Origin of the sequence: Kitasatospora sp. NPDC091335 (assembly GCF_044757205.1) — a bacterium.
Lineage (GTDB): Bacteria > Actinomycetota > Actinomycetes > Streptomycetales > Streptomycetaceae > Kitasatospora.
This window is the reverse complement of the sequence record NZ_JBIVUM010000017.1, coordinates 35,671-56,540: the sequence shown is the minus strand read 5'-3', so window position 1 is coordinate 56,540 and position 20,870 is coordinate 35,671. Positions and strand designations below refer to the sequence as shown.

Annotated in this window: 20 protein-coding genes; 7 read left to right on the top strand and 13 right to left on the bottom strand. The window is 73.1% G+C overall.

Translation table 11 applies throughout. From position 1 onward, the window contains the following. The first annotated feature begins 285 nt into the window (after nucleotides 1–285). A complete protein-coding gene (locus tag ACIQOW_RS29865; protein WP_401090102.1) occupies nucleotides 286–1,269 on the top strand; it encodes an Lrp/AsnC family transcriptional regulator in 984 nt (327 codons plus the stop codon). A 57-nt stretch (nucleotides 1,270–1,326) separates the two neighbouring features. Continuing rightward, nucleotides 1,327–3,039 carry a CTP synthase gene (locus ACIQOW_RS29860; protein WP_401090100.1) on the top strand — a complete coding sequence of 571 codons (1,713 nt, stop codon included), beginning with the start codon at nucleotides 1,327–1,329 and terminating at the stop codon, nucleotides 3,037–3,039. Between the two features lie 148 nt (nucleotides 3,040–3,187). On the opposite strand, the gene ACIQOW_RS29855 is transcribed toward ACIQOW_RS29860, so the two are convergent. The 4 genes from ACIQOW_RS29855 to ACIQOW_RS29840 all read right to left on the bottom strand — a co-directional run bounded on the left by ACIQOW_RS29855 (nucleotide 3,188) and on the right by ACIQOW_RS29840 (nucleotide 4,903). After that, nucleotides 3,188–3,586 (bottom strand): hypothetical protein, encoded by a 399-nt coding sequence (locus tag ACIQOW_RS29855; protein WP_401090098.1) that lies wholly within the window; start codon nucleotides 3,584–3,586, stop codon nucleotides 3,188–3,190. Between the two features lie 205 nt (nucleotides 3,587–3,791). Next, the gene (locus tag ACIQOW_RS29850) at nucleotides 3,792–3,932 is read right to left on the bottom strand and encodes a hypothetical protein (protein WP_401090096.1); all 141 of its coding nucleotides are present in this window, start codon (nucleotides 3,930–3,932) and stop codon (nucleotides 3,792–3,794) included. Nucleotides 3,933–3,936: 4 nt separating this feature from the next. Beyond that, nucleotides 3,937–4,209 carry a hypothetical protein gene (locus ACIQOW_RS29845; protein ID WP_401090094.1) on the bottom strand — a complete coding sequence of 91 codons (273 nt, stop codon included), beginning with the start codon at nucleotides 4,207–4,209 and terminating at the stop codon, nucleotides 3,937–3,939. 76 nt (nucleotides 4,210–4,285) lie between these two features. Next, nucleotides 4,286–4,903, bottom strand: coding sequence for a helix-turn-helix domain-containing protein (locus ACIQOW_RS29840; protein WP_401090092.1), 618 nt, complete (start codon nucleotides 4,901–4,903; stop codon nucleotides 4,286–4,288). 113 nt (nucleotides 4,904–5,016) lie between these two features. On the opposite strand from ACIQOW_RS29840, the gene ACIQOW_RS29835 reads away from it, so the two are divergent. Further along, the gene (locus ACIQOW_RS29835) at nucleotides 5,017–6,453 is read left to right on the top strand and encodes an aminopeptidase P family protein (protein ID WP_401090090.1); all 1,437 of its coding nucleotides are present in this window, start codon (nucleotides 5,017–5,019) and stop codon (nucleotides 6,451–6,453) included. A gap of 67 nt (nucleotides 6,454–6,520) precedes the next feature. On the opposite strand, the gene ACIQOW_RS29830 is transcribed toward ACIQOW_RS29835, so the two are convergent. From ACIQOW_RS29830 to paaK, 3 genes are all read right to left on the bottom strand, one after another. Beyond that, the gene (locus tag ACIQOW_RS29830) at nucleotides 6,521–6,655 is read right to left on the bottom strand and encodes a hypothetical protein (RefSeq protein ID WP_401090088.1); all 135 of its coding nucleotides are present in this window, start codon (nucleotides 6,653–6,655) and stop codon (nucleotides 6,521–6,523) included. Nucleotides 6,656–6,986: 331 nt separating this feature from the next. Continuing rightward, nucleotides 6,987–7,658 (bottom strand): class I SAM-dependent methyltransferase, encoded by a 672-nt coding sequence (locus tag ACIQOW_RS29825; RefSeq protein WP_401090086.1) that lies wholly within the window; start codon nucleotides 7,656–7,658, stop codon nucleotides 6,987–6,989. 107 nt (nucleotides 7,659–7,765) lie between these two features. Continuing rightward, nucleotides 7,766–9,100 (bottom strand): phenylacetate--CoA ligase PaaK, encoded by a 1,335-nt coding sequence (paaK, locus tag ACIQOW_RS29820; RefSeq protein WP_401090084.1) that lies wholly within the window; start codon nucleotides 9,098–9,100, stop codon nucleotides 7,766–7,768. A gap of 310 nt (nucleotides 9,101–9,410) precedes the next feature. Between paaK and ACIQOW_RS29815 the strand changes: the two genes are divergently transcribed. The 3 genes from ACIQOW_RS29815 (at nucleotide 9,411) to ACIQOW_RS29805 (ending at nucleotide 12,828) form a co-directional block, all read left to right on the top strand. Beyond that, on the top strand, nucleotides 9,411–10,964 hold the full coding sequence (locus ACIQOW_RS29815) for a hypothetical protein (protein WP_401090083.1): 1,554 nt from the start codon (nucleotides 9,411–9,413) through the stop codon (nucleotides 10,962–10,964). Between the two features lie 93 nt (nucleotides 10,965–11,057). After that, nucleotides 11,058–11,417, top strand: a complete 360-nt coding sequence (locus ACIQOW_RS29810) for a hypothetical protein (protein WP_401090082.1) — start codon at nucleotides 11,058–11,060, stop codon at nucleotides 11,415–11,417. Between the two features lie 247 nt (nucleotides 11,418–11,664). Then, nucleotides 11,665–12,828: an ROK family protein gene (locus tag ACIQOW_RS29805; protein ID WP_223244575.1), complete on the top strand. Its 1,164-nt coding sequence runs from the start codon at nucleotides 11,665–11,667 to the stop codon at nucleotides 12,826–12,828. A 298-nt stretch (nucleotides 12,829–13,126) separates the two neighbouring features. Here ACIQOW_RS29805 and ACIQOW_RS29800 read toward each other — a convergent pair whose 3' ends face one another. Beyond that, complete coding sequence (locus ACIQOW_RS29800) at nucleotides 13,127–13,900, bottom strand: GntR family transcriptional regulator (protein ID WP_401090080.1); 774 nt, start codon at nucleotides 13,898–13,900, stop codon at nucleotides 13,127–13,129. A gap of 313 nt (nucleotides 13,901–14,213) precedes the next feature. On the opposite strand from ACIQOW_RS29800, the gene ACIQOW_RS29795 reads away from it, so the two are divergent. Then, nucleotides 14,214–15,020, top strand: coding sequence for an exodeoxyribonuclease III (locus ACIQOW_RS29795; RefSeq protein ID WP_401090078.1), 807 nt, complete (start codon nucleotides 14,214–14,216; stop codon nucleotides 15,018–15,020). Between the two features lie 685 nt (nucleotides 15,021–15,705). Here the strand turns inward: ACIQOW_RS29795 and ACIQOW_RS29790 are convergent. The 5 genes from ACIQOW_RS29790 to ACIQOW_RS29770 are packed head-to-tail and all read right to left on the bottom strand — an operon-like array spanning nucleotide 15,706 to nucleotide 20,869. Beyond that, nucleotides 15,706–17,349, bottom strand: a complete 1,644-nt coding sequence (locus ACIQOW_RS29790) for a DUF4127 family protein (RefSeq protein WP_401090076.1) — start codon at nucleotides 17,347–17,349, stop codon at nucleotides 15,706–15,708. Next, nucleotides 17,349–18,047, bottom strand: a complete 699-nt coding sequence (locus ACIQOW_RS29785; RefSeq protein WP_401090074.1) for an N-acetylmannosamine-6-phosphate 2-epimerase — start codon at nucleotides 18,045–18,047, stop codon at nucleotides 17,349–17,351. The genes ACIQOW_RS29790 and ACIQOW_RS29785 overlap by 1 nt, the downstream gene beginning before the upstream one ends. Beyond that, nucleotides 18,044–19,081: an ROK family protein gene (locus tag ACIQOW_RS29780; protein ID WP_401090072.1), complete on the bottom strand. Its 1,038-nt coding sequence runs from the start codon at nucleotides 19,079–19,081 to the stop codon at nucleotides 18,044–18,046. The genes ACIQOW_RS29785 and ACIQOW_RS29780 overlap by 4 nt, the downstream gene beginning before the upstream one ends. Beyond that, nucleotides 19,078–19,917, bottom strand: coding sequence for a carbohydrate ABC transporter permease (locus ACIQOW_RS29775; protein ID WP_401090071.1), 840 nt, complete (start codon nucleotides 19,915–19,917; stop codon nucleotides 19,078–19,080). Before ACIQOW_RS29775 ends, ACIQOW_RS29780 begins: the two co-directional genes overlap by 4 nt. After that, on the bottom strand, nucleotides 19,907–20,869 hold the full coding sequence (locus tag ACIQOW_RS29770) for a carbohydrate ABC transporter permease (RefSeq protein WP_401090069.1): 963 nt from the start codon (nucleotides 20,867–20,869) through the stop codon (nucleotides 19,907–19,909). Before ACIQOW_RS29770 ends, ACIQOW_RS29775 begins: the two co-directional genes overlap by 11 nt. Nucleotide 20,870: the final 1 nt, after the last annotated feature.

Here is a 20,870-nt window from a genome sequence, read left to right as displayed (position 1 = left end):
CTCGTTCGTTCGGGGTGGGTGTGCCCTGCATCGGGCACGGTGGTGTGCGGTGGGGCGGGCCGCGCGGGCGGGCCAGGCGTACCGGCGTCGCGGGCGTCGGCGATCGGTGCGTACCGGCCGCGGTGGTACAGCAGGCGCTGTGGTGACTCGGCCGGCGCCTCGGGTCGGATGCGACAAGCTCTCCAGGCGCCACTCCGGCGATGGATCTGCGAGTCTGCCTCAGCTGATTGATCCCGACAACATCCATCGCTTTTCTGACAAAGATCCTGCCATCATTGCGGCGTGATGAACGATTCAGACGTCAGTGACGACCTTGACCAGCGCATCGTGGCAGCGCTCCAGATCAACCCCCGCGCCGGAGTCGCAGAGTTGGGGCGCATCCTCGGCGACCACGAGCGCACGGTGGCACGGCGCATCCAGCGGCTCCTGAGCACGGGGACCATCCGCTGCACGGCCGACTACGACCCCCTGTACAGCGGACGGGGACACTCCGTGCACCTTCGGCTGCGGACCGCGATGGGTTGTCTGGAAACCATCCCTCAACGATTGGCAAAGCTCCCCGGGGTGCTTAACGTCGCCGCTGTGAGCGGAGGGGCCGGCCTGTGGTGCCACCTGCTCGTGGAGGGACGGCCACGCCTGCCCTCCCTGCCGCTGGAGGAAGTACCCGGTCTCCCCGAAACCACGGTGCTCAGCTCACACATCACACTGCGCTCGTTCCGAACCGAGGCCGAGTGGCACGCCCCTGTCCTGGCCGAGGAGGAGGAGAAGCGCTTGCGGGCAAGCCTGGTCCAGCCCTTGCCCGGACCCGCACCCCGGCACGACCTCACGCCCACCGACCGCCGCGTCGCCGATGCCCTGACGAGGAACGCCCGCATCAGCCTCACCGATCTCGGCAGGGACCTCGGCTTCTCCACCGCCACGGCGGGGCGGCGGGTGGCCTCCCTGCTGGAGCGCCGGGTGCTGCGGCTGCGCACCGTCGCCGACCCGGCCTTCCTGGGCCGCCCCGTGGAGGCACGGGTACGGCTGAAGGTCCATCCGGCGGGCATCGAAGTCGTCGGTACCGCCCTGTCCCGATGTCCCGAGGTGTCCTTCTGCGCAGCGGTGACGGGGTGTCACAGCATCCTGGCCGACGTGTGCGTCGAGGACGAGACCAGCCTGTACCGCTTCGTCGTCGACACGATCGGAGCGCTACCGCACATCCTCGACTGCGACACGGAGATCCTCACCCGCGTCTCCGGACCCGGATCCGCTGCGCCCGACGCGCCCTGAGGAGCCGTGCCTCCCCCTCCCCCTGCCAGCCGCGACCACGGGAGCCCTCTCTTGGCCATGCCGCCGAAATCCACGACGACCAAGCACCTCTTCGTCACCGGGGGTGTCGCCTCCTCGCTCGGCAAGGGGCTCACCGCCTCCAGCCTGGGCATGCTGCTGAAGGCCCGCGGCCTGCGCGTGACGATGCAGAAGCTCGACCCGTACCTCAACGTGGACCCGGGCACCATGAACCCGTTCCAGCACGGCGAGGTGTTCGTCACCGACGACGGCGCCGAGACCGACCTCGACATCGGCCACTACGAGCGCTTCCTCGACCGTGACCTGGACGGCACCGCCAACGTCACCACCGGCCAGGTCTACTCGACCGTGATCGCCAAGGAGCGCCGCGGCGAGTACCTGGGCGAAACCGTCCAGGTCATCCCGCACATCACCAACGAGATCAAGCACCGCGTCCGGTGCGTGGCGACGGACGCGGTGGACGTCGTCATCACCGAGGTCGGCGGCACCGTCGGCGACATCGAGTCGCTGCCGTTCCTGGAGACCGTCCGCCAGGTCCGCCACGAGGTCGGCCGGAACAACGTCTTCGTCGTGCACATCTCCCTGCTGCCCTACATCGGCCCCTCGGGCGAGCTGAAGACCAAGCCCACCCAGCACTCCGTCGCCGCCCTGCGCAACATCGGCATCCAGCCCGACGCGATCGTGCTGCGCGCCGACCGCGAGGTCCCGCAGGCGATCAAGCACAAGATCTCGATGATGTGCGACGTGGACGAGGCCGCCGTGGTCGCCTGCCCCGACGCCCGCTCGATCTACGACATCCCCAAGATGCTGCACGCCGAGGGCCTGGACGCCTACGTGGTGCGCCGCCTGGACCTGCCGTTCCGCGACGTCGACTGGACCACCTGGGACGACCTGCTGGACCGCGTCCACAACCCCGATCACGAGATCGTCCTCGCGCTGGTCGGCAAGTACGTCGACCTGCCCGACGCCTACCTGTCGGTCACCGAGGCGCTGCGCGCCGGCGGATTCGCCAACAGGGCCGGCGTGAGGATCAAGTGGGTCGCCTCCGACGACTGCGAGACCCCGGCCGGCGCCGAGGCCCGGCTCGGCGACGTCGACGGCATCTGCATCCCCGGCGGCTTCGGCGACCGCGGCGTCAACGGCAAGGTGGGCGCCATCACCTACGCCCGCGAGAACAAGGTCCCGCTGCTGGGCCTGTGCCTGGGCCTCCAGTGCGTCGTCATCGAGGCGGCCCGCAACCTGGCCGGCCTGCCGGAGGCCAACTCCACCGAGTTCGACTCCGCCGCCAAGCACCCGGTCGTCTCCACCATGGCCGAGCAGCTGGCCGTCCTCGACGGCAAGGGCGACCTGGGCGGCACCATGCGCCTGGGCCTGTACCCGGCCAAGCTCGCCGAGGGCTCGATCGTCCGTGAGGTCTACGGCGGCGAGCAGTACGTCGAGGAGCGCCACCGCCACCGCTACGAGGTCAACAACGCCTACCGCGCGGACCTGGAGAAGACCGGCCTGGTGTTCTCCGGCCTCTCGCCCAAGGGCGACCTGGTCGAGTACGTCGAGTACCCGCGCGAGGTGCACCCCTACCTGGTCGCCACCCAGGCCCACCCGGAACTGCGCTCCCGCCCCACCCGCCCGCACCCGCTCTTCACCGGGCTGGTGAAGGCGGCCGTCGAACGCCTCACCGGCCGCCACCGACTCGAAGCGCAGTCGACGTGCCCGCCTCGAAGCGGGGAGGAGCCCGGTCTCCGCCACCTCTGACGGCCCGCACCGGGCCGAACGCCGTTGACCGGGACAGCAGTTCGTCCGCCGCCCCGGCCGTCGGAGACTGCGGCGCACCCGGCACCACGGCAGCCGACCGAACAGGCTCCGGCGGGACGTCGTACACCGCTTGCCGGCCTCCGGGTCGTCAGCGGCCGTCAGCGACCAGGAAGCGCCCGGAGTTCCAGTGCAGCCGGGCCGGGCCGCCGGTCGGCCAGTCGTGGTTGAGGCGGCGGCGGTCGCGGCCGAGCGCGCCGAGGCCGCGCGGTCGCAGGGTGCCGGCGGTCAGGCCGGTGGCCTCGTCGGCGGTCACCGGCATGATCGTCACGTACTGGGCGTCGTCCCCGCCCATCCAGTCGACGACCTCGGTGAAGATCCAGACGAACCGCTGCGAACAGTCCCGGCAGCGCCGCAGGTTGACCGCGAAGCGCGAACCGTCCACCACCGCCGTCTCGTGCTCGAACCCCACCTGCTGCCGCCGCCACACCGCCTGCTCGTCCTCGCCGTAGCACTTCGCGCAGCCGAACTCCGCCATCGGCCTACCCATCGGTCGACTCCCTGTCCCGCGACGTCCCGGTCGCGGCCCATGATGCCCGCAGAGCCCCGGAGGCGGCTGGGCTGTCACTCTGACCGGTGAACAATTCACAGTGAGTTCCCGCACCGTTGGCGCCCGGAGGTGGATCCCGCGCACGCCGGTTGACGGCCGCGCCGCCGTCGCCGCCCGGGCCTTCCGGCGCCCGGGCCCGCGGCGCTCAGCCGGGCCGCAGCGTCGCGGTGGCGATCTCCAGGAAGTCGCGCAGCACCCTCTCCCGCCGGTCCGCGCGGGCGACCAGGCAGGTCTCGATCCCGAGGGCGTCCGTGACGGGCCGGTGGGAGGTCGGGGCGGGTGCCATCCGCTCAGCCGAACTCCAGCAGGACGGCCGGGAGCGCGGCCTCCCGCACCTGGGCGCGTGGCAGGGTGAGCCCGAAGTGGCGGCCGATCACCTCCAGGCTCGTCCGGTGGAGGTCGTCGCCCGCACGGTCGTGGTCGGGCACTCCGGCGGCGGCCGGCTCGGCTGCCAGGGCCGCGGCGGTGGCCGGCTCGCCGTCCACGCCGTCGGAGCCCCAGCTGCGGTCCCCGCCGTAGGCGATCGACTGGAATTCCGCGAACCAAGTGAGTGCGTCCGTCATGATGATCATCCTGCCGCACTCGCCGCCCGTTCGGTATTGCGAACGATCCGGCGGTGCGCCGAACCACCCGGGCCGCTCAGTGCCAGAGCCCCCACGCGGCCGGCCGGGCCGTCTCGGCGAGGTGGCGGTGCTGCTCGGCCCGGTACTGGAGCACCAGCACCGAGCGCACCGGCTCGCCGGCCACGGCGGTGTAGCTGTGCGGCAGCGAGGCGTCGAAGCCGATGTAGTCGCCCGGGCCGAGCTCGACCTCCTGGCGCCCCGCCCGCACCCGCAGCCGGCCGGCCTGGACGACGGTGTGCTCGGTCCCGCTGTGGCCGCCGGAGATCTGGGTGCCGTCGGTGCGCACCACCTGGTCGTACAGCTCGAACACCGCGTCCCCGGACTCGATCCGGCGCAGCGGGCGCAGGTCCACGCCCCGTCCGCTGAGCACCTCGGCCTCGGCCGCGCGCACCACCGTGACCTCGCCGGCCGGCCTGGCCTCGACCAGGTCGGAGATCGGCACGCCGAGCACCCGGGAGAGCCCGAGCACGGTCTCCAGGGTGGGATTGCCCGCCCCCGACTCCAGCTGGGAGAGCGTCGCCTTGCCGACCCCGGCCCGCCGGGACAGCTCGGACAGCGACAGTCCGCGCTGGGCCCGCACCCGCTTCAGGTTGGCGGCCAGGACGCCCCGGACGGATTCCTCGGCATCGTTCACGCTCGAACCTCTTCTCTCCCGGCATTGTTCGATATACCGTACGGGACGCACACCGACGGACGGGGCAGCGTAGCGAAGCACCGCGCTTCCCCCACCCTCACCAGGAGACCGCAGTGACCGAGCCCGCCGAGACCATCAAGTACCGGAAGAACGGCCTGACCCGCGGCGTCACGGACGAACTCGCCGCGAGCATGACGCAGGGCTGGGCCGACACCGAGCGCACCGCCCTGGAGCCGATCCCGCAGGCCGCGCACACCGCCCGCCGCCGCGCGGAGCTGTCCGCCGCCTTCCCTGGCGAGCTGCTGGTGGTCCCGGCGGGCAACCCCAAGGTGCGGGCCAACGACACCGACTACCCGTTCCGCCCCTCCTCCGACTACGCCTACCTGACCGGCGACCAGTCCGAGGACGCCGTCCTGGTGCTCACCCCGGCCGGGGGCAGCGGCCACGAGGCCGTGCTCTACCTGCGCGACCGCTCGCGCACCGACAACGGCGAGTTCTGGCTGGACAACCACGGCGAGCTGTGGGACGGCCGCCGCAACAGCCTGACCGAGAGCGAGCGGCTGTTCGGCCTGCCCTGCCGGGACGTCCGCACCGTCCGCGCCGACCTGCGCGCCGCTACCGGCCCGGCCCGCGTGCTGCGCCGCCACGACGCGGGAGTGGAGGCGGCCCTCGCCGACCGGGCGGTCGCCGAGCGGGACGCGGAGTTCGAGGTCTTCCTGTCCGGACTGCGCCTGGTCAAGGACGAGTTCGAGATCGAGGAGCTGCGCTTCGCCTGCGCCGCCACCGCCCGCGGCTTCGAGGACGTGGTGCGCGTGCTGGGCACCGACTCCGCGACCTCCGAGCGGCTGATCGAGGGCACTTTCTTCGTCCGCGCCCGGATCGAGGGCAACAGCGTGGGCTACAGCACCATCGCCGCGGCCGGCCCGCACGCCACCACCCTGCACTGGGTGCGCAACAACGGCCACGCCAGGCCCGGCGACCTGCTGCTGCTCGACGCGGGCGTGGAGACCGACCACCTCTACACCGCCGACGTCACCCGCACCCTGCCGGTCAGCGGCCGCTTCACCGACCTCCAGCGCAAGGTCTACGACGCCGTGTACGCGGCCCAGGAGGCCGGCATCGCCGCGGTGAAGCCCGGCGGGCGGTTCCGCGACTTCCACCACGCCGCCCAGCGCGAGCTGGCCGAACACCTCACCGCCTGGGGCCTGTTCGGCGACCTGAGCGCGGACAAGGTGTACGAGCTGGGCCTGCACCGGCGCTTCACCCTGGCCGGCACCGGCCACATGCTGGGCATCGACGTCCACGACTGCGCCCACTCCCGCACCGAGGAGCACGTCGACGGCCCGCTGGAGCCCGGCATGGTGCTCACCGTCGAGCCCGGCATCTACTTCCAGGAGAACGACCTGACGGTGCCGGAGGAGTACCGGGGCATCGGGGCGCGGATCGAGGACGACATCCTCGTCACCGAGGACGGCAACGAGAACCTCTCCGCCGGCCTCCCCCGCCGCTCCGACGAGGTCGAGGCCTGGCTGGCCCGGCTGCGCGGCTGAACACCGCTCTCTCCCACGGTGGTTGCTCCCGTCCTGACGGGGACGGGAGCAACCGCCGCGGCGGCCGTCAGGCGGGCAGCGGCTTGAGCCAGCGGCTCCACCGCGGCTCCGGGTGGCAGCCGGCCGCCTGCCAGGTGCGGTGGCCGAGCGCGTTGTCGTCCAGCACCATGGCGTCGGCGCGCCGCGCGATCCGATCGGTCATGCGGGCCTGTCTGGGGCGTGTCTGACAATTGGCGTCGGATCAGGGCGCGGCGTTGGGGTGCGTGCATCGCAAGGCGGAGGTGGGGGCACCTCCCGGCCGAAGGCTGGGGGCGGAGCCACTGCGGTGGGGGCACCTCCCGGCCGCCAGGCTGGGGGCCATTGGCGACCGACGACAACGCGGCGAGGTGCGTGCCCTGGGGGTACCTCCCGGCCGAAGGCCGGGGGCGCGTCGCGCACCCGGCGGGAATTGTCAGACACGCCCCAGCAGCCGCCCCCGCCGCGCCGCCGGGAATTCCACGACCCGGACAGCCCTCTCACGGCGTGACGTGCCGTCAGCCGAGCCGCCACACCGTGGTGGTCTTGACCGCGGTGTCCTCCAGGTCCGCGACCACCGGCACCTGGTAGGCCGCGACCGCGGTGAACCTGTCCCGGGGCAGGTAGGCCCGGCCGGGGTCGCCGACGATGACGGTCGCGCCGCGAGCGACGGCCCGCTCCAGGAAGGGCAGGAAGCGGGCGGCCATGGCCCGTTCGTAGAAGACGTCCCCCGCGAGCACCACCTCGGCCGGACCGCCGTCGCCGTCCACCAGGTCCACCAGGGCACCCTCCACCCGCACCCCGTTCGCCTCGGCGTTCACGCCGATCGCGGCCACCGCGTAGGCGTCGATCTCGGCGGCGCGCACCTCGGTCGCCCCGCGCAGCGCGGCGGCCACCCCGACCAGTCCGGAGCCGGCCGCGACGTCCAGCACCCGGCGGCCGGCCACCAGTTCGGGATGGTCCAGCACGTAGCGGGCGACCGCCACCCCGCCCGCCCAGGCGAAGGCCCAGAACGGCGGCGGCAGCCCGGCCCGCCCGCGCTCCCGCTCGGTGGTCTCCCACAGGGCGATGGCGTCCTCGGCCATGTACAGGCTGATCTCGGGCACGAAGGGGACGGGCTTCAGCTCGGTCTCCCGCCGGACGAAGGCGAGGTCCTCGACGGGCTGAAGAGTGCGCAGCTCACTCGGCATGCCCCGCAGCATAGGGCCCGCGCGGGGGTGTCCACGCCCGCCCGGCCGCCCGCTCCGTCGCCCGCCCCGCCTCCCGGCATGGCTCCCGGCATGACGGCGCGTCGGGTTCAACGCCGCTCGTCCACCACGCGCTTGATCTTCCCGACCGAGCGCTCCAGCGTGTACGGGTCCACCACCTCGGCCGCGACGGTGATCCCGACCCCGTCCTTCACCGCGCCGACGATCGCCGCCCGCGCCGCCTCCCGCAGCTCGGTGGAGGCGTCCGGCCTGGCCTCGACCCGGACGGTCATGTGGTCGAGCCGCCCCTGCCGGCCGAGCCGCAGCTGGAAGTGCGGCGCGACACCGGGGGTGCGCAGCAGGATCTCCTCGATCTGGGTCGGGAAGACGTTCACCCCGCGCAGGATGATCATGTCGTCGCTGCGGCCGGTGACCTTCTCCATCCGCCGGAAGGCCGGCCGAGCGGTGCCGGGCAGCAGCCGGCTGAGGTCGCGGGTGCGGTAGCGGACGACCGGCAGCGCCTCCTTGGTGAGCGAGGTGAAGACCAGTTCGCCGCCCTCGCCGTCGGGGAGCACCTCGTCGGTGAACGGGTCGACGACCTCCGGGTAGAAGTGGTCCTCCCAGATGTGCAGCCCGTCCTTGGTCTCCACGCACTCCTGGGCGATGCCGGGGCCGACCACCTCGGAGAGGCCGTAGATGTCGACGGCGTGCAGGTCGAGCCGCTCCTCGATCTCGCGCCGCATCTCCTCCGTCCAGGGCTCGGCCCCGAAGATGCCCACCCGGAGCGAGGTGCCGCGCGGGTCCACGCCCTGCTTCTCGAACTCGTCCAGCAGGGTCAGCAGGTAGGACGGGGTGACCATGATGATCTCGGGCTCGAAGTCCAGGATCAGCCGGACCTGGCGGGCCGTCATGCCGCCGGAGGCCGGGATGACGGTGCAGCCTGCCCGCTCGGCGCCGTAGTGGGCGCCCAGGCCGCCGGTGAACAGCCCGTAGCCGTAGGCGATGTGCACCTTGTGGCCGGGCCGGCCGCCGGCCGCGCGGATCGAGCGGGCGACCACGTCGGCCCACATCGAGAGGTCGTCGTCGGTGTAGCCGACCACGGTCGGCAGTCCGGTGGTGCCGCTGGAGGCGTGGATCCTGCGGACCCGCTCCATCGGGACGGCGAACATGCCGAAGGGGTAGCCCTCGCGCAGGTCGGCCTTGGTCGTGAAGGGGAAGCGGGCGAGGTCGGCGAGGCTGCGGCAGTCCTCCGGGCCGACTCCGGCGGCGTCGAACTTGCGGCGGTACAGCTCGACGTTGTCGTACGCGTGCCGCAGGGTGGCCCGCAGCCGGGTGAGCTGGTGGGCGCGCAGTTCGTCCGGGCCCATCCGCTCACCGGCGTCCAGGAGCTCGGGCGGGATCGGCTCCCCGAGGCGTCTGCGCGGGACGGGTGCGGTGCCGGTCATCGTCGCTCCTTCGCTGCTCTGCCCGATCGGAGCCACCTACCGATCGTTCGGTCAGGCTCGTCGGGCTCCATTGATCCAGTACCCGAACCACCTGTCAAGGGATCGCACCAGCCTTCCGGAATGTGAACTTCCGGCCACTTCACGGCGCCCTCACCCCGACAGCTTGGCTGTCCGATATGAAAATCATTACCGAAGTTTGACTTGCTCACGCCCCTTCCCACCTCGAACGCGTGGTTCAGTGGTGCGGTTTCTGCCCGAGCCCGGTTACCGCCCGAGCCCGGCCGCTGCCCGAGCCCCCGGAGTGATCACCGTGCCCACGACCCCTGCCCTGGTCAGCGCGCTGCGCGAGCTCGGCGAACGGCCCGCCGTCGTCGCCGACGGGCGCGCGATCAGCGGCATCGGCCTGCTGCTCGGCGTCTCCCCGCCGGGCGGCCTGCCCCGGGCCCTCGCCCAGCGCGTCGCCGAGCACGCCACGCTGCCGCCCTCCGCCACCCGGGCCGCCGAGCAGCGGCTGCGCTACTGGGCCGGCGTCCTCGGCACGCCCCCGATCCGCCACACCGTGCTGCACCCGGTCACCGACCTCGCCGTCGACCTCGCCCTCGCCACCCTGCTGGCCGGCGGCACCGTCCACTGCGGGGACCCCGACCAGCACCCCGACCAGCAGCTCGCCGCCGTCGCCGCCAGCCGCAGCACCCACCTCAGCCTGCCCTCCGCACTGCTCTGGCGGCTCGGCCGGCAGCCCGGCCTCGCCGCCCACGACCTCGCCGCGCTACGCCTGGTCCTGCACATCGGCCCCGAACCCCGCCAGGAGGACGTGTACGCCGCCGTCGACGCGCTCGGCGCCGTCCTCGCCCACGTCCGCGCCCCCGACAGCAACGCCGAGGCCGCCGACCGCCGGCTGCGCGCCGACGCCGAGAGCGCCTCCGCCGCCGCCTGGAAGCACGGCATCGGCGTCACCGCCGAGCAGGTCCACGCGTTCGGCGCCCACCTCGACCGGGCCGTACTCACCACCCTGCTGCACACCCTCCAGCAGGCCGGCGTGCTCACCGACCCCGGGCGCGGCCACCCCGAGGCCGAACTCCTGGCCACCGCCATGGTCACCCCCGCCCAGCGCCCCCGGGTCAGCCACTGGCTGGACGCGCTCGCCCGGCGCGGCCTGATCACCCGCCAGGACGGCGGGGCCCAGGGCCCGGTCTTCCGCGGCGGGCCCGGGCCCGGCACCGCCGAGGTCCGGCAGGCCTGGCGCCCGGCCGTCGAGGCCTGGGACGACGGGCTCGGCCCGGCCGCCGCCCTGGACCGGGTCCGGCGCGGCGCGCTGCGGCTGCCCGGGCTGATCACCGGCCAGGAGGCGCCCCGGGCGGCCGCCACCCCGGTCCGCTGGGCCGCCGCCCGCGGCTTCCTCGGCGCCGCCCTCGGCGCGATGGTGCGCGGCACCGCCGAGGCCCACGCCGGGCCCGTCCCGCTGCGTGTCCTCGAACTCGGCGCCGAGGACTCCGAGACCGCCGTCGCCCGTGCCCTCTCCGCCGGGCCGCCCCGTCAGCACACCGAGCACCACCGCGCCCCCGACGGCGGCCGCTACGACCTCGTGGTCGCCACCGCGGCCGCGACCGGGCGGCCGGAGGAGGTGGTGCCCGCGCTGGTCCGCCGGCTCGCCCCCGGCGGCCGGCTGCTGCTGCTCGCGCCCACCGCCGAACAGCTCGACCTGCTGATCACCGGCGACGTCGGCGGCGGCATCGCCCACCCGGCCGCGCAGTGGCGGGCGGCGCTCACGGCCGCCGGCTGCCCGACGGTGCTCACCCTGCCGGAGGACGGACACCCGATGGGCCTGCTGGGGCAACGGCTGTTCGCGGCCCGGGTGAACTGAGCGCCCGGGTGCGCTGAGGCCCGGGTCGACTGAGCGCCCGGGGCGGGCCGACTGCGGGCGCGGGGGCGGGGCGGGCTGGCTACGATCAAGGGCATGACCGCTTCCGCACGTCCGGCTCCGCCCTCCCACGGCTCGCTCGGATCCATCGGCTCCATCGGCTCCATCGGCTCGGTGCTGTCGATCGGTTCGGTCGGCTCGGTGCTCTCCATCGGTTCGGCCGGATCCGTCCTCTCGATCGGTTCGGCCGGATCCGTGCTGTCCATCGGTTCGGCCGGGTCCGTCCTCTCCATCGGCAGTCTGCTGTCCATCGGCTCCGTCGGCGCGGCCTGTTTCGCCTTCGGCGCCCTGACGGCCGGCTCCCGGCGCGGCCTCGGCTCACTGCCGGCGGAGCGCTCCCGCCGGTCGGTGCGGTCCCCGCGGCCCGGGCGCGGGCCGACCGTGGCCAGGCGGTGAAGCCCGGGTCACGCACCGCCACCCGATCCGTACCATTTCGATACCGAAGCCGGGATGAGCTGCGAAGATCCTCGCCGCCCGGGCCCGTCCCCGGGTAGGCTCCCGCATGTCCTCCGGCCCTCGCGCAGGCGGCCCCCTGCCGCCCTGCCGCGTTCTCCGGGGGCGCTCCCCCGCGGGCCATTCGGTGGGCACCGCGCACTCGACACCGCGCGCCAGGGCAGTCGCGCGAACGGCGAAGGGCATCGCATTGGCGGATCGGCTCACCGGAGGAGACTCCTCGCTGCTGCGGCGGATCAACGCGGCGGTCACGCTTCGGGCGCTGCGGAACGGCCACTCCGTGACCCTCACCCAGCTCGTCGGCGAGACCGGGCTCTCCCGCCCGACGGTCGAGGGCGTGATCGAGGGCCTGGTCGAGACCGGGCTGGTCGCCGAGGTCGAGCAGCCGAGGGAGGACGGCCAGCCGGGCACCGGCCGCCGGGGCCGCCCGGCCCGCTGGTTCCGCTTCCGCGCCGAGGCCGGACACATCCTCGGCATCGAGATCGGCGTCCATGACATCCGGGTCATCCTGGCCGACCTCACCGGCGAGGTGGTGGGCAGTCACTTCAAGCCGGTGGACGAGACCCTGGAGGCCGAGGACCGGCTTGCCGCCGTCCGCACCGCCGTCGCCGAGGTGCTGCGCAAGGCCGGCATCTCCCGCGACAACCTGTGGTCGGTCGGCATCGGCACCCCCGGCATCGTGGACCGCGAGGGCACCATCCAGCTGGGCACCGCGATGGCCGGCTGGACCGGACTCGACCTCGGCGCCAAGCTGCGGCGCTCCTTCCGCTGCCCGGTCCTGATCGAGAACGACGCCAACCTGGCCGCCATCGCCGAGCACTGGCAGGGCTCGGCGGTCGGCGCCGACGACGTCGTCTTCGTGATGGCCGGCCTCAGCCCGGGCGCCGGGTCCCTGATCGGCGGCAGGCTGCACCGCGGTTTCGGCGGCGCGGCCGGCGAGATCGGCGCCCTGCACCTGCTCGGCCAGGAGGTCACCCCCGAGCGCCTGCTGTCCACCACCGGAAAGCCGCTCAACCCGCTGGACGAGGCCGCCGTGGCCCGCGTCCTGCGGCTGGCCAGGGAGGGCGACGAGATCGCCAAGGTCGCCATGGACCGCTTCCTCACCCGCCTCGTCCAGGGCGTCGCCGCGCTCGTCCTGGCCATCGACCCGCAGCTGGTGGTCATCGGCGGCTGGGCGGCCGGCCTCGACGGCGTCCTGGGCCCGCTGCGCGAACGCCTGGCCCAGTTCACCCTGCGCGCCCCGGAGGTCGCCCTCGCGGCCCTCGGTTCCGAGGTGGTGGCGATGGGCGCCCTGCGCGTCGCCCTCGACCACGTCGAGGAGCAGCTCTTCGCCGTCGACCCGCCCCGGGCGTAGCCGCGCGACCCGCGGGGCGCTTCGCCGCCCCGCGGACTCATCCCCACGGGCGACGCTCCGCCACATCGAGCGCCCGGCCGGAGGCCCGCCGCCGCCGCGTCCTCCCGCGGCCCGCCCTCGGGAACGGCGACCACGCCGTCCGGTCGACGGCAAAGGCCCGGACGCCGATCGGCGCCCGGGCCTCGACCTGAGGGTTTCCGGAAAATGGTTCAGGGGGCGGTGCCTCGGACTGTGACGCCTCGGACCGCCGTACTTCGCGAAGCCGTACTTCAGGAAGTCGGCTTCAGGAGGCCGTACTTCAGGAGGCCGTGCGGACCGCGGCCGCCGCACCGACCGGGGTGACCTCGACCAGGCCGGTCTCACCGAAGGTCAGCTTGCAGGTGTCCGCCCGGTAGGTGGCGATCGCCAGCGCCGCGAGCCGGCCGGCCGAGGCGTACTGGGTGATCAGGACCAGGACCGGCGAGCCCGGCGGGCGCTCCAGCAGCGCGGCCTGCTCGGCCTCGGCGACACCCAGCTCGACCGAACGGGACTCACCGTCCACCTCCAGGCGCTCCAGCTGGCGCAGCACCGAACGGGCGCGGTCGCTCTCGGCCCGGAAGCCCGGCAGGTGCGGCAGCGCGGCGGCCGGGACGTGCAGCGACTCGGTCGCCACCGCACGGCCCTCGACCAGGCGGACCCGGCGCACGGTGTGCACGGTGGCGCCCTCCGCGATGCCGAGGCCCTGCGCCAGCTGCGCGGAGGCGGGAGCGGTGGTGCAGTCCACCACCCGCCAGGCCTGGCTGCGCGCGGCGCCGGGCCAGCCCTCCTCCTGCCGGTTGACCGGGACGCCGACCCGCGGGGCGGCGACCAGGGTGCCGATCCCCCGACGGCGCACCAGACGGCCCTCCAGCTCCAGCTGGTCGAGCGCCTGCCGCAGCGTCGCCCGCGCCACGCCGAAGCGGGCGGAGAGCTCGCGCTCGTTGGGCAGCACCTGACCGGTGGAGAACTCCGAGTCGATGGCCCGCAGCAGCACCGTGCGCAGGTGCCAGTACTTCGGCTCCGGCACCGCAGAAAGCTGTCCCGTCGTACCCACCGTGTCCTCCACCCTGATGTTGTCCGCCCTGCGACAAGGAGGCCGGATCCCGGGCCCACTGCTCGCTGTTGCGGCAGGTGGGAGAGCGGTCCTTTATCCGTCCTTCTTTATTAAAGGTCCTTGCAGTAAGTGACCCTAGGGGCTCCATCCGGAGATGGTCAAGACCAATGCCGAGGCTTGGTGTGACCGTCGCCCATATTCATGCCACGTTCACGACATCTCCTGTCAGTCACTGTCACCATTGCGGCGGGAGACGGCCGCCCGCCGCGCGTCACGGTTCGGGCCGGGGGTGACCAGTCGGTAGGCTGCCCGGGTGATCGTGGTGACGAGTGTGAACGTGAACGGAATCCGGGCGGCGGCCAAGAAGGGCTTCGTCGAGTGGCTGGCCGGCACCGAGGCGGACGTGGTCTGCCTCCAGGAGGTGCGCTCCGAACCCGGGCAACTGCCCGTCGAACTGCGCGACCTGGACGGCTGGCACGCGATCTGGGCCCCCGCCGCCGCCAAGGGCCGGGCCGGCGTCGCCGTCCTCTCCCGCGAGGAGCCGCAGCGCACGGCGATCGGATTCGGGTCGGATGAATTCGACAATTCGGGCAGGTATGCCGAAATCGACCTGCCCGGCCTGACCGTCGCCAGCCTCTACCTCCCCTCCGGCGAGGTCGGCACCGAGCGCCAGGACGAAAAGGAACGCTTCATGGCGGAATTCCTCGTCCACCTCACCGCCCTGCGCGCCCGCGCCGCCGCCGACGGCCGTGAGGTCGTCGTCTGCGGCGACTGGAACATCGCCCACCGGCCCGAGGACCTCAAGAACTGGAAGGCCAACCAGAAGTCCGCCGGTTTCCTCCCCGAAGAGCGCGCCTGGCTCTCCCGCGTCCTCGACGAGGCCGGCTACGTCGACGTCGTCCGCGCCCTCCACCCCGACCGCACCGGCCCCTACTCCTGGTGGTCCTACCGCGGCCGCGCCTTCGACAACGACTCCGGCTGGAGGATCGACTACCTGATGGCCAGTCAGAAGCTCGCGGACACCGCCGTCAAGGCCTACGTCGAGCGCGCGGCCTCCCACGCCGAGCGCTGGAGCGACCACGCCCCCGTCACCGTCGAGTTCGACTTCGGGGACAACTGACCTACGGGTAGCCGGAGTTGGTCAGGTCCCGGGAACGGCCGCCCAGCCACCGCGGTGGCGGGCACGGCCGCCCCCGATCAACGGTGCGCCCCAGACGAGGTCGGCCCGCGCCGGCCGACGAGGCCTGCGATCTCGCCCGGGCCGGTTCGACAAGTCGATGCGTCGCACCGTCTCCCACCCGACCGCCGACTGACGAGAAGGCCATGCGGCACCACCAGGGGATCAGGCAGAGTGACTCTCCCACATCCCCCACTGGCGTGCTCTCGGCAACGAGAGTGCGCCAGTGGGGGACGGCGTCTGCTTCACATCACCACATCGAACACGGTCGAGCCGCTTGTCGACGCCGGCGGTCTCAGCCGAACCGATGCCCGGCAGCGATCACCGGGACACCAGGTCACCGGGTCACCAGGTCACCTGGCCGCCGGAGGCCACCCCGTCACCGGATCACCCCCACGGCACCTCCACCGATCGGTGGTACTGCCACCCGAGCCCGGACCACCGCGGCGCGTGCGTGGCAAGCCGTACCCGGTACTCCTCCCATGCGCGGGCGCGGGCGGCGTGGCGGGCGCGGTGCGGCCGGGAGCCGCGACGGCGGGAGAGGTGAGGTGGGCGGCCCCGGCGAGACCGACGGCGCCGGTGATGAGGATACTGCGGCGGCGGTTGTGCTGCATCGTTCGCGCTCCTCTCAGGCCAGGGTGAGGTGGGGTTCGAGCGTCACCTCGAAGAGGCGGTCCCAGGGCAGTTCGATGTGGACGCCGCTGACGGCGGCGAGCTTGGCGGTGCGGGTGGTCGCGCCGCGGTAGCCGAGGACGAGGCGGTGGCCGGCGAAGTGGTCGGTGAAGTACTGGCGGGTCGCCGGGGCGAGGCGGTCCCGGACCCAGCCGTCGAAGAGGGCCTTCTGCTCGGCCGTCAGGTTCAGCGGGTTCCACCCCTTGGACCTGGCCTCCGCGTAGGCGGCCTTCTGGAGGACGTTCTTCCAGTGGTCGTCCTTGACGAACCGGTAGAGCAGGTACTCCGCGTGCGCCCGGCCCGGGTCGGTCAGCGCCGGCACCCCCATTCCGCTGGTCGAGCGCTTCAGGAAGGCCCAGCGAGCGGTGCCGTGGGCCAGGGCCAGACCGAGGGCGTTGCCGCCGGTGTTCCAGCCGGAGTACGAGAGCAGCGCGGCCAGGTCGACGCGCTGTTCCAGCTCGGCCACCAGGTCGTGGTCGGCGCGGTTGACGAAGATCGGGTCCACCACGACGACCGACTCCCCGGCCGCCGTCAGCCCGGCGACCCGGCGGGCGAACGCGGCGAGGTCGGCCGCCCGCCGGTCCTTGTCCGCCGAAGGGGTGTTGACCATGAGCACCAGGTCGGCGCGGCCGTCGACGACGGTGCCGCCGACGGACTTCACGTGCCGGCGGATGTTCTCCGCGAACGGGATGCCCTCGAGTTCCGCCGTCCACTGCTCGCCGGAGATCCCGGCGTACTCCACCCGGTAGGTGGGCGAGGTGCCCGCGGCGATCAGCCGGGCGACCAGCAGCGCGTCGACCTCGTCCGCGCCGGGGAAGACCTCGACCCGCCGGCCGACTCCCGACTGCTCGACCAGCTTTTCGAGTTCGACGCGTTCGGCCCGGGCCAGGCCCACCGGGGCGGTGTCGTCCTCGGAGAGCACCAGATGGCTGATGGTGCCGTCGGCGACCCACTCGACCATCTGCCGGTTGACCTCGTGGTTGCGGGCCCGCGCCTTCAGGTAGTCGTCGACCACCGCGTCCGGGATGGTGGCCCGCACTGCCGTGAGCCGGGGCCGCAGGTCCTCCCGGCCGAGGTTCTCCACCTGGTCGTACAGCTTGGCCCACTCGACCAGCGCGGCCACGTACTGTTCGAGGTCGGGGTTGCCGGGGGTCAACGCGAGGCGCTGGATGGTGTCGTGGACCACGATCTGCGCGCTCGGCCGGGCCGCCCGCAGGGCCCGGATCGCCGCGATGTTGGCCCGCGCCGACTCAAGCGTGGGCGTGCCCGTGCGGGAGGCGATCAGGCCGCCGTACGCGAGCATGCTCACCGAGATCACGTACTCGTCGGCGCCGGCCGAGCCCAGCCAGCGGGCGACGGCCGCGCCGTCCCCGGGCTGGAAGAAGCGGCCGAGGGTATTGCGCGGCGGCAGTACCAGGTCGACGCCGGCGACGGCGGCGGTCATGGTCGGGCAGTAGACGTTGACGGGCCGGTCGTCCAGGGGGACGAGGGCGATCCGGCGGCTCGGACGGGGGGCCGCGGTGGCTGCCTGCGGGGTGAGGCCCAGCAGCGGGGCGGCCAGGACGGCGGCTCCGGCGGTCAGGACCGTGCGTCTTCTCATCAGGGGTGCGCTCCGTTCGCGTCGGTGTGAGCGGGAACTGACCGGGCCAGCTCCCTGGTCAGGTACAGGGGTGAGGTGATGGCGTTGCCCACCACCACGGCGTGTGCCCCCGCGGCGTAGGCGCGTCGCAGGTCGTCCGCTGTGCGGTAGCGGCCTTCGGCGATCACCGGCACGGACAGCCGCGTGACCAGGCGTTCCAGCAGGCCGAGGTCGGGCCCCGGGGTCTTCGGGGTGTGCGGGGTGTAGCCGGAGAGCGTGGTGGCGACGGCGTCGGCGCCCGCGTCGGCCGCGGCCTGTCCCTCCGCCTCGGTGGACACGTCCGCCAGGACGAGGGCGCCGGCCGCGTGCGCGGCGGCGACGACGGCCGCGAACGGCTCGGGTCGCGAACGGTCGGTGGCGTCGATGGCGACCAGGTGCGCCCCGGCCTGCGCGACGGCTCGGGCGTGCCTGCCGGTCGGCGTGATCACGACCGGCCCGGGGCCGTCCTTCCACAGGCCGATGACCGGCACGTCCACCGCCGCCCGCACGGCGGCGATGTCCTCGGGGGCGTTGGCGCGGATTCCGGCCGCGCCGCCGAGGACCGCGGCGGCGGCGACCCTCGCCTGCACGGCTGCGTCGCGCATCGGGTCGGCGGGTTCGTCCGGCAGCGGCTGGCAGGAGACCACCAGGCCGCCGCGGAGGGTGTCGAGAACGTTCACTGTGGCTCCGTTTCGGTGGTGCGCGGGAAGGTGACCGACCGCGGCCGGCTGCCGGGTCCGGCAGGACCGGGACCGGCCCGCCCAGGACCGGCAGGCCCCGGATCGGACGGCCCCGGATCGGACGGCCCCGGATCGGACGGCGGGCTCATGGCCCGCCGGGTCATCGCCGCCCGGGCCGCGCCGACGGCGACCGCCGCGTCACCGAGCGCGGCCGGGACCAGCGTCACGTCGGCGTGGACCGGCAGCCGCTCGGCGGCATACGCGCTTCGGGCGTACGGCAGCAGCGCTCTGCCGGCGCCTCCGGCCACCACCACCGTCTGCGGATCGAGCAGCGCCACCAGACCAGCGAGGGCCCGGCCGAGGGCGTGGCCGGCGGTGGCGAGGACCTCCACGGCGGCCGCGTCGCCGGCGGCGCAGCGGGCGGCGACCTCGCGGCCGGTGACGTCCGCCCCGGTGCGCAGCCGGTAGGCGCGGGCGAGACCCGTGCCGGAGGCCACGCCCTCCAGGTGTCCGGTGCGCCCGCAGCCGCAGGTCAGCTCGTCGGCCTCCGGCGACGGAAGATGGGCCGTCTCTCCGGCGCCGCCGCGCGCCCCGTGGTCGACGGCGCCGCCACGGACCAGGCCGCCGCCGAGGCCGGTGCCGACCGCGACCAGCAGCACGTGTGCGTGACCGCTGGCGGCCCCGGCCCAGCTCTCGCCGAGGGCGGCGGCGTTGACGTCGTTGTCCACCACGACGGGCCGGCCGATGCGCCGGGCCAGCGCGTCGGCCACCGGTGTGCCGGCCCAGCCGGGCAGGGAGTCGGTGGCGTACCGGACGACGCCGGTGGCCGGGTCGATGAGACCCGCGGCGCCGACGCCGACCGGACCGGCGCCGCCGAGGCGCCGGGCCAGGTCGGCGGCGGTCCGCAGCACCGCGTCCGGGCCCCGCGCGGCCGGGGTGTCGGCTCGCGCCTGGTCGAGCACGGCGCCGTCGGGTCCGACGAGGGCGGCCAGCGTCTTGGTGCCGCCGATGTCGATGCCGAGTGTGGCGTTCACTTCAGCCCCGTGTGGGCGAGGCCCTCGATGAACTGCTTCTGGGCGATGACGAACACGATCAGCACCGGGATCGCGGTCAGCGACGCCGCGGCGAGCTGGACGTTCCACATGGCCCCGCCGTAGGAGTCCACGTACTGGGTGAGCGCCTGCGGCAGGGTGAACTTCTCCGGCGAGGAGAGGTACACCACCGGTTCCAGGTAGAGGTTCCAGCTCTGCAGGAAGGTGAAGATCGCGACGGCGCCGAGCGCCGGCTTGGCGAGCGGCAGGGCGATCCGCCGGAACGTGCCGAAGTAGCCGATGCCGTCGATCCGGGCGGCCTCCTCCAGTTCGTCGGGCAGGCTGATGAAGAACTGCCGCATGATGAACGTGGCCAGGACGCTCGGCGCGCCGAGCACCGGCACCAGGATCAGCGGCCAGTGGGTGTTGATCAGGCCGAGGTCGTTGAACATCTGGAAGAGCGGGACGATGGTGACCTCGCTCGGGATGAGCAGGCCCACCAGGACCACCAGGAACAGCGCGTTCTGGCCACGGAACCTGATGCGGGCGAAGGCGTACCCGGCGAGCGAGGAGACGATCATCGTCCCCACCGTCACCAGCGCGGCGATGTAGAGGCTGTTGACGTACTGCTGGACGAACGGGCGCCCGTCGAAGACCTCCTGGTAGGCCGAGAGCGTCGGGTTGGTCGGGAAGAGCTTCGGCGGGTAGGAGAAGATGTCGCCGATGGGCTTGAACGACGACGTCACCATCCACCAGGTCGGGAAGACGAAGGGGATCGCGAGCACACAGAGCAGGCCGTACATGGCGACTCGGGCGCGCAGCGGGATTTTACGATTCATGGAAGACCCACCTCTTGCGCATCTGCCACTGCAACACGGTGAGCGCCAGCACGACCAGCAGCAGGAGGATGGACAGGGTCGCGCCGTAGCCGAAGTGATGGAACTGGAAAGCCTGCTGGTAGAGGTAGTAGACGAGCACGGTGGTGGACAGCTTCGGGCCGCCCTGGGTGAGCACCGCGATCTGCGCGAACACCTGGAGCGAACCCACGATGGTGATCACCGACGTCAGCAGGATCGTCGGGCTGATCAGCGGCAGGGTGATGGACCGGAACCGGATCCACGCGCCGGCCCCGTCGACCCGGGCCGCCTCGTACAGCTCCTTGGGCACGCCCTGGAGCGCGGCCAGGAACAGCACCATGTTCAGACCGACGTTCTTGAACACCTGCACGACGATGACCGAGAGCATGGCGGTTCCCTCGCCGCGCAGCCAGTTGGGTCCGTCGATGCCGACGGTGCGCAGCAGGCCGTTGATGCCGCCGTTGGCCTGGAGCAGGAAGCCCCACACGATGGTCCAGGCGACCAGCGACACCACGACGGGAGAGAAGAACAGCGTGCGGAACACCGTCATTCCGCGCAGCTTCTGGTTGAGCAGGACGGCGAGCAGGAGGGCCAGGGAGAGGTTGAGCACCACCAGGCCGACCGAGAACAGGGCCGTGGACCTCAGTACCTCGGGCAGGTTGGCGTCGTCCAGCAGCTGGGTGTAGTTGTCGCCGCCCGTGTAGTGGAAGTCGCCGGCCAGCACGTTCCACTCGTGCAGGCTGTACCGGAAGACCAGGGCGATGGGCAGCAGCACGAAGACGGCGCAGCCGATGAGTTGGGGCGAGATGAACGCGAGACCGGCGAGCTGGTCACGTCGGCGCCGGGTCCAGAACGGACGTCGCGTCGGCTGCCCCGCGGTGGCGGACCCGCTCCTGGGCGGGTCTGCCACCGCTGTTCGCGGGGAGACGGGCATG